Source organism: Sphingobacterium tabacisoli (assembly GCF_017908035.1).
Lineage (GTDB): Bacteria > Bacteroidota > Bacteroidia > Sphingobacteriales > Sphingobacteriaceae > Sphingobacterium > Sphingobacterium tabacisoli.
In genome coordinates this window covers 92255-104700 of the sequence record NZ_JAEQMU010000004.1, presented here as the reverse complement: position 1 = coordinate 104700, position 12446 = coordinate 92255, and the positions used below count along the sequence as shown (strand labels likewise).

Sequence of the window (12446 nt, the reverse complement as noted above, 5' to 3'; positions counted from 1 at the left end):
TTCAAAAAGATGAAAAATATACTATATGTTATAGCTTTTGCTTTAGTTGGCACACTTAGCAGTTGTGAAAAATTTACTGAAATTGAACCTAAGGGGAGAAACCTGTTGAATACAGCAAGTGATCTTGATTTACTATTAAATGATCCCTATTCCGGTTTTGGCGTAGTTAGGACTGCCCCATTGACTGCGGGAATTTATAATTTAAATATTGGGATCTTAAAAAAGGAACCTATCAAGACCTTTAATTATGCTGTCGTGTTTTGGGATGAAAGTATTGACCGTGCGGCGTTAAGGCCTAGCTGTAATATTTATGAACCAATTTATAGCGTCATCGGAAAGACTTGTAATCCCGTCATCGCTCGTGCAGATGTAGCAAAAGGAGATCGATTATTAGCCAATCGTTATAAAGCAGAAGCATACGTGCTGCGTGCATGGTTTCACTACCTGGCTGTAAATATATTTGCGAAAGCTTATAATCCTACTACAGCTGCTACGGATGGTGGGGTACCGTATGTATTGGAAACGGATGTGATTTTGGAGCCGGCAAAAAAGTATACGGTAGCAGAGGTGTATGATTTTATACTTAAAGATCTTGATAATGCTTTCAAACTGGACGCATTATTGGATGAGGGTACAAATCAGCAACGTGTAGGCAAATCGTTTGCCTATGCTGTGCAGGCAAAAGTCCACCTATCTATGCGTAAGTTTGATCAGGCATTGGTCGCAGCTAGAGCATCGCTTGCTATTAATAGCCAAATTGACAACCACAATAATATGCTGGTCGACTATCCGGTTACAGGCGTCAGTCCAAATCCAAAAGGTTGGGCAAGACCAACATTCTCTAGCAAGGAAGATCTCTTTATTACCCCGTCCGTTATGTACCTTACTTGGTATTACCCAGAGTTATTGGCACAGTTTGATCCGAATTCGGTACTCTATAATTATATGCCTACCCAAGTCAATATTCCATTTCCCGGAGATTCAGGAAGTTCATATTTTGGTATGCCTGGCGAGAAAGCAGTATGGGCATTAGGAGGGACCTCTTCGGAGGTCAGCGGTGCTGGTCTTACATCAATAGATATGCGTCTTACTGAAGCCGAATGTTTAATGCGCGCTGAGAATCTGACAGAAGCCAAAGAAAAGTTGGAAAATATTCGGAAGAAAAGGATACTAACGGACAAATATACTGCATCTACGGCTTCAAGTAAGATGGAGGTATTTGCTCTCTTGAAGCAGTTGCAAAGAAGTGAAAATTTTAATACGATGAAAGATCTAATTGACCTGAAGCGCTGGAATACTGAGCCCGAGTTTGCTTCCGTATTGAAAAGAACTATTTTGGGCGATACCTATACGTTGAAACCCAATTCACCATTGTGGGTCTATCCTTTTCCGCAGAATGCAACTAGTTTTAATCCGGAGCTGACACAAAACTATTAATTATGAAAAACTTTTTATTATTTATACTAGTCCTTACCCTCCCGTTTGGAGGGGCAAGAGCACAAAAGTCAACAGTCAAGGGACTTAAAGTCTTATTTGTAGGTTACGATCCGTCTAAACCCATGCCCACCTGGGACAAGGGGCGTATGGGGCCCGGGGGCATGTCGGAAGCGGGGTTCAAAGCTGAATATCCGATTCGTATGCCTGCATTTAGGCAATTGTTGTCTACTTACTTCTCTGAAGTCAAAACGATGGATGTAAGAGATTGGAAAACGTCGGATTCCGAAGCTTATGATGTGACGATATTCGACTTCCCGACGACACCAATTGAGCCCGCAGTCAATGAAGTCGGCGCTGACGGCAAGCGCGTCTACAAATCGGCAAAGTACCTGCCAGATGACTTTTCAAAACCTGTGGTATTTATCGCCAGCACATCCGATCAGATGGGGCGTGCTATAGGCTTGAAAATAGACTGGCTGTGTCTGTGTTTAGATGCAGACGCTCATCACGTGAAGAGCAATCATGCTATCTTTAAAGGCCCTTTGGAAAAGGTATCACCAACCTTTGTCAATAAACCGACTCCAGAAGGCGTATTCCATTATGCTTCTGGGAAAAACCTTCCGAAAGAATTGCCCATGTGGCGCGTGGATAAAAGTGGTTATTTAGACTCACGAGATACGCGAATTGGTTTAGTGTCTAGAGGGAATAGATTCAGCGAGTCACCCGATACGGAGATTATTTCCAGTGGTGTGTGCCAGAAAGATGTGGGAGCGGTAGCACTTGGCCGACATGGTAATTTCTTTTTATGGGGTTTTGGAGCATCACCGGAAGGAATGACCGAGGAAGGGAAGAAGGTATTTGTGAATACCGTAGCTTACATGGCGCAGTTTGAAGGACGGACTCCTATTGCACGAAAATACAATGATCGTATGGCAACGACAGATGACATCCGGGAGAATATTGCTGGTACGAACAAGGAGAGTTATGATGATTATGTGGCCTCGATGACAGCGTTTAATAAGCTGAATGCAGAAACACGAAAACGTCTCGATACAAAAAAGGCATCAGGTGAGCAATTGAGTTCTGAAGAAGAACAACAATTGCAGTATGCAGGTCGTGATCAAAAAATAGAAGGGTTAGACGTATTTTTAAAAAGACGAATGGGCAAATGGGCAGACCAATTTGGTACAGATGCTGAGGCTTATCAGAAATACATGAACGAAAATATAAACTATATGTATTGTGATCCCAATGAGTTTTTTACCTATGCCATAGACGAAGATGTGCAGCAGATAGGGATCTCCAATCACGATGTCAGACTTCTGGACGCTTGTATAGCGATGTTAAAAAAAGGAGACCGTAGCGATTTAGCACTTCGGGTATTAAAACGCTATACGGCGAAGGATTTTACAACGGCCAAAGATTGGGAAAACTGGCTTTCACAAAATAGAAAAAAGCTCTTCTTCACCGAGACCGATGGTTACAGATTTATGGTAGATACATATAGCCTATGAAAACGATTTTCAGTTTTTTAGTCCTATTTTTTGTACTGGTTCCTTATACTAGAAGTCAATCGATTTTGGATCAGAAAATTGCTATGGCAATAACGATGCTCCCTTGTGATGAGCCTACGGAACGTGATCCTGTTGCACTCAAGGCGACTTTAGTTTCTGAAGGTGATAGTCTAGCTGTCATCGTGAAGGTTCGTATGGCTCCTGAATGGCACATTTACCAATATGTACCAGACAATGCACCCTATGTACAACTGAAAAACTTACTAATCCTACCTCAGGGATTGGTCAAGTCAGGAGCGTGGAAGTGTAGCGATCCTATTGGTTACGTAAGTGATCCCAATGTGCTGATCCATGAAGAAGGGGCATGGTTTGTTCAGAAGGTAGCAGGCAAGGCGGAAAAGGGAAGTCTAATCAGTACCGGGTTATATTACCAAACCTGTGATCATAAGCAATGTCTTCCTCCGGTAGAAGTGAAGTTAGAGCTCAAGTCTAATTAAAACGAACTCATATAGGGTAATTTAAAATCAAATGATATGAATTTAAAATCAATATTAACAGTATTAATCCTTGGGTTAGCGCAGCTATCCCAGGTTTTTGCACAAACGGGTAATGCAGCAGTATTGACGGTCGGTGATAAGGCCCCGGAGTTACAGTACTCCAAATGGATCAAAGGCACTCCTTTCACGATGGGTGAGAAGAATATGGTCTATGTTTTTGAATTCTGGGCTACCTGGTGCGGTCCATGTATTGCGGCTATGCCACATCTGTCTGAACTGGCTAAGAAGTACGAAGGTAAGGCAAAAATAGTAGGTGTCAATGTATGGGAGAAAAACAAAGATCAACCGTATGAATCCGCTATACCAGCAGTCGAAAAATTTGTAAATGCCAGTGGGGACCGCATGGCTTATAATGTTATTGTAGATAATAATGCACAGCATATGGGCAACAAATGGTTGTTGGCCGCAGGGCAGAAGGGAATACCATCGACTATTGTCATAAAAGATGGCGTCATACAATGGATTGGTCACCCAATTAAGCTGGATGGACCTTTAGATAGTCTTGTCAATGGGACATGGGACATAGAAGGGTTTAAAGGTGTTTATGCAAAAAGACAGCAGGCTTCAAATAAGCAGAATGAACAGATGGATAGGATCTTCAAGGCGGTCAAAGATGCCGCCGATGTGGCTGATTTCGAAAAGCTAGCACAAGCGATTGAAGATGGTACGAAAGAAATTCCGTATCTAAAAGGAGCTTTACAGTCGAGAATGTTTGAGACATTGCTAACAAAAAAGTCGGAGAAGGAAGCTTTTGCATATGCTGATATTATGTTGAAAGATTCTCCAAATTTTAAACCGAGTCTTGCTATGATGGTATTGGAACAGGATGGGCTTGACAAAAGTAGTTATCAAACGGCTATTGATTGGTTAAAAAGTAACCCTAGTGCAAACTCCATGATTCTAGACAAAGTAGCGGATGCCTATGTTAAAATAGGGGATATTAATAGTGCTATTTCTACATTGGAGCAGGCCGTTGCCAAAGGGCAGGAAGAACTAAAGGATGATCAATATAAAGGCCGGGTATTTGATTATACTGTGGAAGGGTACAAGGAGAAGCTCGGTAAGCTAAAAAAGAATTAAAAGAAAATTCTCATGAAAAAACAGCTAATTACATTATCCTTAGCCGTCTTCACCCTAGCAGGACAGGTATTTGCGCAACAACCGAATACCCTAATCAGTGGTAAACTCGGTGGCTTAGCAAAAGACGAATGGATCTACCTGTCGGGACTGACTAATCGGCAAAAGGATTCGGTACAGCAAACCGACAAGGGGTTCAAATTTGAGCTGAACATTCCCGAGGGGGAAGGCGATTTTTATATCCTACAAGTCGGCAAGCGAGATGCGTCCGGTCAGATGAATGGAGCATTCCTCTATTTGGAAAAAGGTAAACTAACGATCAATAGCAAGACAGCCGAGATTAAAGAAGCGAAATTCGCTGGCGGTAAGCTCGCCGATTATTACAATCAATTTCAGAATCGTCCCAAGGCGACAGGTCTCGATGCACTGTACAAACAATACGAGGAGGCCCAAGCCAGCAAAAAGACTGACAAGCTAACCGAATTACGCGCCGCTATAGATGCTAAAAATGCGGAACAAAAGGAGTTGGACCAGGTCTTTGTGTTGAAGCACAAAAAAAGTCCCGGCATAGCCTACCCTATGTTCTTCAGTTTGCGCGATCGCAATAATCTAGCTAGCGTAGATGAATTGCTGCAACAGGTAAGTCCACAGGCCAAAAACAATATACCGGTTAAAAACATCGAGCACAGTATCAAGACGGAAAAGCTGACTGGGATAGGCCGTACTGCCTTGCCCTTCGCGCAGGCGGACACCTTGGGCAAGCTAATTTCCCTGAGTGATTTCAAAGGTAAATACGTACTTATCGATTTTTGGGCCAGCTGGTGTGTGCCTTGTCGAGTGGAGAATCCACATGTGGTAGCTGCTTATCAACAATATAAGAACAAGAATTTTACGGTATTAGGCATATCGTTTGATAATCCAGGCCAACATAACCGTTGGATGGAAGCAATACATACCGATAATCTGCGATGGACACATGTTTCTGATCTGAAAGGATGGAAAAATGAGGTAGGCGTATTATACGATATAAAATCGATTCCTTCTAATCTATTGATCGATCCAAACGGAACTATCATCGCAAAAAATCTGAGAGGGGACAAACTCCAGGAAAAGCTAGAGGAATTACTGGGCACTTCGCAGCTAGATAGAAACACCTTTGTACTCACAGGTAAGGTAGCGAATACGGGGCAGGCTACGGCATTCCATATCCAGTATGAAGGTGCCGATGGAAAGACCGTCAAGGACAGTGTACGCATTTTTAACGGCGTCTTTAGCTACATTGGCAAAATCGCATCGCCGGTCGAGGCGAGGGCTTATTATATCAAAGATAAGGAAGGCGCTCCACAATCCTTTGACAGCTATTTGAGTTTCTATGTTGAGCCCGGCATTATCAGCCTCACGGGAGATACTGGCCAACCGAAGGCTTTCAACATAACAGGTTCGAAGGTTCAGGATGAAAATGTATTGTTCAATAGCCTGACCTCAGAAGAACTTAATCTGTTAAAGCCGATAAGCGAGGAATACAATAAGAAAAGTATGGCCTATGGCAAGCTTAAAAAAGAGGGAGCCAACGAGGCAGTATTAAATGCCAAACTGGAAGAGTGTGAGCAATTGCGCGCGGACATGGCTCCTTACTACAAAGCGATGCAGGAGAAAAACCTGGCTTATATGCGCAAACACCCCAACTCCATCATCACAGCGAATCGTCTGCGGGGCTATTTCAGTAGCCTGAGCCTCGAAGAACTTCAAGATTTTTATGGTAAAATGAACGATGAGAATCGGAATTCTGCCGCAGGACAGGAACTGAAGAACGAAATCAAGAATCTACAAGGGGGATCTCCGGGTGGAATAGCTGCCGATTTCTCGGGACCGGATATCAATGGAAAGCTACTAAGGCTGTCGGACTATAGAGGACAATACGTATTGATTGACTTTTGGGCTAGCTGGTGCGTGCCTTGCCGCAAGGGTAATCCACACTTGCTACAACTCTACAGCAAGTACAAAAAGAAAGGCTTTGAGATTATCGGCGTATCCGATGATGACAGCAATCATGCGGCCTGGCGCAAAGCCGTAGAGCAGGACAAAATAGGTGTCTGGAAACATGTGCTGCGTGGTCTCAAGAAAATGGAAAATGGCCGCTATGACAAGTCGGAAGACAAATCCGAAGCCTATGGTATTCATACTTTGCCAAGCAAGATCCTGGTCGGTCCCGATGGCGTAATCATTGGGCGCTATGCCAGCGGAGCAGGTACAGATGCTGATTTGGATGCCAAGCTAAAAGAGGTATTTAAGTTTTAGGGTTTTTCTTGCATTGGGTTATCCTTTTTTTTGAAGCACAATCGACCTATTTGTAGATTAGAGCATCACTGACGAGGAGCTTAACAGCACCTCATAATATTATTCTAAGCCATCCCGAAGTAAATTTGGGATGGCTTTTATATTTTCGTTATCTCCTTCTTGTTTTTAGTAGAAGTGCTTAATTGCGAGATTCGATGGTGTAATGGCTTTGATCGTTAGCATCTGTTTTCTTGTAATATAGCTTAAAATTTAAGCGATTTAGTTAGATTTAACCATATCCTTTTGAATATAGATTGATCCTCCGTTATGATTTCAGCATCAGCCATTATCCCAGGTTTTAGCTTGATGACCGAATCCTGGTCGGTACGCAGGAGAGTGATCTTAGAAAAGAATAAGCTGTCCTTGACCGGAATGTCAGAAATATAATCCACCTTACCCTTCAGGTAGCCATATTCCTGATAGGGATAGCTGCGTACTTTAATCAATACCTCCTGTTCCTTCTTGACTCTCGAGGAAGCTGTTTGGGGTAGCAGGACCTCGCCATAATAATCATCCTTACCCGCGTTGATATAGAATAGGACATCCCCCGTCTTGACCAATTGGTTTTCCTGTAGGAAGTCACCATAGACCAGATAGCCATCGGACTGTGTACTGATCACGTATTGTTTTTTCCAGTTCTCGGCATCCGAGATAAACGTGTTCAGGGACTGAAAGAACTTTTTTTCTTCTTCCACCATCTGGTTGTTTATTTCCGATAGCTCTTTGTCTTTAGCCAGTAGACTACTCTGATTTCCGATCAGGGTATTTTCCATCTGTGGTATAGCCTGCCTTTTAGCAAGAAGTATCGCTTCTTTCTGTTGCAGTTCCAATGGGCTTATGATTTTCTTCTCGGCCAGTAACCTGTACTTGTCATATTCTGCTTCGGCAAGCTGTAGTTCTTTTTTCTGAAGATCATAGGTCTGCTTGATACGGCTGTTCTGATCATTGACATACTGCACCTCATTCTGTATGAAGTTCTTTCTTTTCTGAAATATACCATCCCGGTTTACCGCTTTATAGTTCAGATAGGAGAGATAGAAGTTCTGATAGCTACTCTGCAGTTCACCGAGCTCAATTTCGGTAGGAGAGACCAGGTTTTCCAGATCCTTTATAGAGGTGCCTTCGTTCCTTATTTTGCGTAGACGTTCCAGTATATCAATGACCTGCTTATGGTCGGCTATGCTTTCCAGATAGGCTACATCCGTTCCTTTTTCTATCCATTGTCCTTCTTTTATCAGTATACCGACCAGGTTTCCGTTGACCTTGCTGACCAAAGCTTTCGGAGCATTACTCGTGTTGAATTTCATAGATACCGGCACCATCTCCGGATAGCGGATGAATACCGAAAGGCCGATAATCATCAATATCGTTAAAAGGATAAACGAAATACCTCTCCGTAGAAGCCAGGAGGGCGGTTTTGCAATAATTTCCTGTAGATCCTCCGAATGTATATCCTCGTCTATATAGTTTTTCTTAGCCATATTCTTAGTTCCCTAATTCCAGTTGGTTCTTAACTAGTTCATAATACTTCCCCTTCTTCGCAGTCAGCTCGCTGTGCGTTCCCTGTTCGACCACTTCCCCTTTTTCCAGAACGATGATATTGTCCGCATTGCGCACGGTACTGAGTCGGTGTGCTACCACAATCACCGTACGCTGATCAAAGAACCGATCCAGTTTCTCTACGATTTGCTTCTCATTGTTGGCATCGAGCGAGTTCGTCGCTTCATCCAGAAAAATGAAAGCAGGGTCCTTGTATACCGCCCGGGCTATCATCAGGCGCTGACGCTGTCCCTGACTGATTCCTTTACCCGCAGTACCTATCTTAGTGGCCAGTCCAAAAGGCTCATCCTGGATGAACTCTTCCATATTCGCTATATGTACTGCATTCTGTACCTTCTCTTCATTCGGGAATTCATCATTGATAGCGATATTACGCTCGATGGTATCCGCATAGACAAAGTTTTCCTGCAGTACCGAGCCACAGCTATCCCGCCATAAGCTAAAATCGATCTGATCCAATCGTTTCCCCCCGACCAGTATCTCTCCCTCCTCGGGGTTATAGTAACGGAGCAGAAGCTTCAGTATCGTCGTCTTTCCACTACCACTGGCACCGACTATTGCTGTCGTGCGCCCAGATGGAAAGGAAAGGTTCAGTTTAGAAAAGACAGGCTCGTTGCCCGCACCGTAATAGCGGAATGTCAGATTACGTAGTTCAATGGTTCTATCCTCTGGCAATTTAGTCAGATAATCTTTACGAAAATCTTCCTCTTCCTCCGTTTCATAGATCTCATTGAGCCGCTCCAGACTGATCTTCGCATCCTGATAGGACTGCATGAATCCGAGCAGGGATTCTACCGGATTAGATACCATGCCCACGATATACTGTATGGCCATCATGCCCCCAAGAGTAATGTCCCCATCGATTACCGCTTTAGCGGAGATATAGGTGATCAGGATTCCTTTAGCCTGATTGATAGCCATAGAGCCGACAGATTGATACTGCGATAAGGCTAGACTTTCCACCTTAAATTTAAATAGTTTAGCCTGTAGCGCTTCCCATCCCCAACGCTTTTGTTTCTGTGCATTATTGAGTTTGATATCCTGCATGCTCTGTATCATCTCCACCATATAGGTCTGGTTCTCCGAAGCGATCTTAAAGCGTTTATGGTCCAGCTCCCGTCTATACTTCATAAAGGCCAGTATCCATAGCGTGTACAGCGCAGTAGCGATAAGGAATACCATGAAGATGGTTCCGTTATAAACGATAAGCAACGAGCCAAATATCAGCATATTGACCAGCGAGAATAACGTATTCAGCGTGCTTCCGGTCAGGAAGGATTCTATACGCTGCTGATCCGACATACGCTGCATAATATCACCGTGTGTCTTTAAATCAAAGAAATTCATGGGTAGCTTCATGATCTTGATCAGTAGATCGGTCAAGATCGATATATTGACACGCGTACTGATGTGCAGCATGATCCAGGACCGGATAAAAGATACTGCAGTACTGCCTACAAAAAGCATCAGTTGTGCTATCAGGATCAGGTTGATAAAACTGATGTTCTTGGTATTGATACCGATATCCACCACCGACTGGGTCAGGAACGGTGCGATCAACGATAGGAGTGTGCCTAGCACCATACCCAATATCAGCTGGATAAAAAGCTTTCGGTATTTGTAGAAATAAGTAAACATCTTACTCCAGCCTAACTTTAGATCAGGTTCTTCTTCATCTATCTGATAAAAATCGGGACCGGGGCTCAGTAGTAATGATAGTCCTTCATGTAGTTCTTTGGTGGAGAACCAGTTCTTGGCAAACTCTTTTTCGGTATAAGTTACCAATCCAGATGCAGGGTCAGATATATAGTACTTACCTCTTCTTATCTTATAGAGTACCACAAAATGGTTCTGGTTCCAGTGTAAGATAGCCGGTAGTTCGATCTGGTTAAGCTGTTCGAGACTTAATTTTACACCGTAGGTGCGGAAGCCAAGTTTTTCAGCGGCTTCGGATATACCAAGCAGGTTGACCCCATTCTTGGTGGTCTGGCATAGCTTACGGATCCTATGGATGGATACCTGCTGTCCGTAGTATTTGAATATGATACGTAGACAGGTGGCACCACAGTCCATCATGTCCATTTGTTTATAGTGGGGGAAGCGTTTTAGCACAAATATCAATTAAATATCTAAGTTTAATTTAGAGGCTATTGAAATACCTTCGTAATATGAGTTGAAAATTGTTCAAATTATTTGTCATGATTTATGATTGTCGTTGAACCAAAAATAAGAATTCGATTTTTTTAAATTCTTAAGAATAGAAAACTTAACAATTGCAATCCAGTTACAAGGTTAAAGAGATTTATAGGAGATAGTGCTTTGTTAAGCATGAGTATTTTAATTGAGATTAAGTGTTGCAATAAAATCTTTAAGACTTTCTTTTTTATCAATATCCGAATCATAGATAACAATACCTTCTTTATCACAGACTAATATTCTAGGAATTGACTTAACATTATAGTTTATTATTGTCGGGCTTCTTCCTGCTTGTGTATCGCAAATATTGTCCCAATTCATTCCTAACTCATTGACTTTTTGTTTACAGAGTTCTAAATTTCTGTCTAGAGAAATAGATAAAACTTTTATTTGATTTTTGTGTATTTTATGTATTTCTATAAGTTCAGGCATTTTCGCTATACAGGGAGAGCACCATGTCGCCCAAAAGTCAATAATCAAATATTTGCCTTTGTATTGATCTGAAGATATTTTTATTCCAACAAAATTCTCCATTTCAAAAGGAGGCATTTTTTTGTTTTTTAGGGAATTCACAGAAGCATTAATTTTATCTTCTACTAATTTTCCTTCAACACTTTCCCTCAAGTCCTGTGAAAGGAAAGCAAAATATTTTTTAGCTGATTCGTCATCATCAATCGTTAATATACTATATAGAATCATTAAAGAAACAAATGAAGTTGGATTGTTTTTTATGAATTTGATAGCGGAAGCTTTCTGTACATTATTAATAGAATCATATTTTTGATAAAAAATATCAGAATCTGTCGAATCAATTCCATATTTAGAGATTGAATCTATAAGTGCATTCATTGGAAATTTATATTGTTCTCTTTCCTTTTCCCATGTTTCATACAGGATGTTTTCCTTAGTAGCTGTAATCTTGCTGTCGTAAAATCTATCTACATTACTTTCAATAACAGTAATACCAGGTTCCAATATAAACTGATAAAATTTTCTTGTTAGGCTAGGGATTTTTATTGAATACAGAAAAGGTCGGTCATAGACGCCTTTAAATTCATAATGTCCTTCGTTAATCCTACATGAATCTACGATTTTCGCAGTATTTAATAGGGAGTAAAAATAACCGGACTCTTCTAAATAAATCATTTCATCATGTACACCATCTATATGGCCTTTGATGTGAAAGTGAGGTTCCTGCCCACATAGAGAATACTTTGGGGAAAGAAAAAAGATAGAGGATAAAATACTTAAGAAGAAGTTCGATTTCATTTGTTAATTGCTCTTAGTTAGATAACCATCGATTCCTTCGTTGAATCGATGGCTTAATTTACGGGATTTAGTTCTTAACAGGTCTTAGTTAATGTGTTCTTTGGACCCGAACAAGTACAAGATACTCCATCTCGACAACTACAGTCTCCATTACAATCTGTAATTGAGACTGAACCTCCACCATGACATGTTGTGCTGCAGGATGTAGCCCCTCCCCCTCCATCACAATATTCTGGACGAACACAAGTACCATCATTACATCGTATATAGCCTTGGTCGCATTCGCATCCGCTTAAACAACCACCAGCTCCGGGGGAGCTGATACAATCTGACCAATGTTCATTTACTGAACATGTTAAACTTCCTCCAATTATACTTTTTAAACTTTCCCTAGGCAATTTTTCAATTCCTAAATTGCCCAAATCTTTCACTGAAATTTTTTTCATTTTAATAAATTTATATGTTAGTGTTTTGCGATCTACTCACTTTAGATCACGTT

General features: G+C 41.7%; 9 protein-coding genes. 5 read left to right on the top strand and 4 right to left on the bottom strand.

Annotated elements, in window-relative coordinates; translation table 11 throughout:
• Nucleotides 1-9: 9 nt before the first annotated feature.
• From JKG64_RS14825 to JKG64_RS14805, 5 genes are read left to right on the top strand one after another with little or no spacing between them, the layout of a single operon-like run.
• Nucleotides 10-1437 (top strand): RagB/SusD family nutrient uptake outer membrane protein, encoded by a 1428-nt coding sequence (locus JKG64_RS14825; protein WP_210355110.1) that lies wholly within the window; start codon nucleotides 10-12, stop codon nucleotides 1435-1437.
• Nucleotides 1438-1439: 2 nt separating this feature from the next.
• The gene (locus JKG64_RS14820; protein WP_210355109.1) at nucleotides 1440-2951 is read left to right on the top strand and encodes a hypothetical protein; all 1512 of its coding nucleotides are present in this window, start codon (nucleotides 1440-1442) and stop codon (nucleotides 2949-2951) included.
• Complete coding sequence (locus tag JKG64_RS14815; protein WP_210355108.1) at nucleotides 2948-3448, top strand: protein-disulfide reductase DsbD family protein; 501 nt, start codon at nucleotides 2948-2950, stop codon at nucleotides 3446-3448. The genes JKG64_RS14820 and JKG64_RS14815 overlap by 4 nt, the downstream gene beginning before the upstream one ends.
• Before the next feature lie 36 nt (nucleotides 3449-3484).
• The gene (locus JKG64_RS14810) at nucleotides 3485-4588 is read left to right on the top strand and encodes a redoxin family protein (RefSeq protein WP_210355107.1); all 1104 of its coding nucleotides are present in this window, start codon (nucleotides 3485-3487) and stop codon (nucleotides 4586-4588) included.
• A gap of 12 nt (nucleotides 4589-4600) precedes the next feature.
• Nucleotides 4601-6883, top strand: coding sequence for a redoxin domain-containing protein (locus JKG64_RS14805; protein ID WP_210355106.1), 2283 nt, complete (start codon nucleotides 4601-4603; stop codon nucleotides 6881-6883).
• 242 nt (nucleotides 6884-7125) lie between these two features.
• Here the strand turns inward: JKG64_RS14805 and JKG64_RS14800 are convergent, their stop codons facing one another.
• The 4 genes from JKG64_RS14800 to JKG64_RS14785 all read right to left on the bottom strand — a co-directional run bounded on the left by JKG64_RS14800 (nucleotide 7126) and on the right by JKG64_RS14785 (nucleotide 12203).
• On the bottom strand, nucleotides 7126-8403 hold the full coding sequence (locus JKG64_RS14800) for an HlyD family secretion protein (RefSeq protein WP_210355105.1): 1278 nt from the start codon (nucleotides 8401-8403) through the stop codon (nucleotides 7126-7128).
• Between the two features lie 4 nt (nucleotides 8404-8407).
• Nucleotides 8408-10594 (bottom strand): peptidase domain-containing ABC transporter, encoded by a 2187-nt coding sequence (locus tag JKG64_RS14795; RefSeq protein WP_317195850.1) that lies wholly within the window; start codon nucleotides 10592-10594, stop codon nucleotides 8408-8410.
• 225 nt (nucleotides 10595-10819) lie between these two features.
• A complete protein-coding gene (locus tag JKG64_RS14790; RefSeq protein ID WP_210355103.1) occupies nucleotides 10820-11947 on the bottom strand; it encodes a TlpA disulfide reductase family protein in 1128 nt (375 codons plus the stop codon).
• 88 nt (nucleotides 11948-12035) lie between these two features.
• Nucleotides 12036-12203 (bottom strand): hypothetical protein, encoded by a 168-nt coding sequence (locus tag JKG64_RS14785; protein ID WP_210355102.1) that lies wholly within the window; start codon nucleotides 12201-12203, stop codon nucleotides 12036-12038.
• Nucleotides 12204-12446: the final 243 nt, after the last annotated feature.

Coding starts and splice junctions, on each gene's coding strand:
- JKG64_RS14825 (WP_210355110.1), top strand. CDS start 10: ATGAAAAATATACTATATGTTATAGCTTTTGCTTTAGTTGGCACACTT.
- JKG64_RS14820 (WP_210355109.1), top strand. CDS start 1,440: ATGAAAAACTTTTTATTATTTATACTAGTCCTTACCCTCCCGTTTGGA.
- JKG64_RS14815 (WP_210355108.1), top strand. CDS start 2,948: ATGAAAACGATTTTCAGTTTTTTAGTCCTATTTTTTGTACTGGTTCCT.
- JKG64_RS14810 (WP_210355107.1), top strand. CDS start 3,485: ATGAATTTAAAATCAATATTAACAGTATTAATCCTTGGGTTAGCGCAG.
- JKG64_RS14805 (WP_210355106.1), top strand. CDS start 4,601: ATGAAAAAACAGCTAATTACATTATCCTTAGCCGTCTTCACCCTAGCA.
- JKG64_RS14800 (WP_210355105.1), bottom strand. CDS start 8,403: ATGGCTAAGAAAAACTATATAGACGAGGATATACATTCGGAGGATCTA.
- JKG64_RS14790 (WP_210355103.1), bottom strand. CDS start 11,947: ATGAAATCGAACTTCTTCTTAAGTATTTTATCCTCTATCTTTTTTCTT.
- JKG64_RS14785 (WP_210355102.1), bottom strand. CDS start 12,203: ATGATGGTACTTGTGTTCGTCCAGAATATTGTGATGGAGGGGGAGGGG.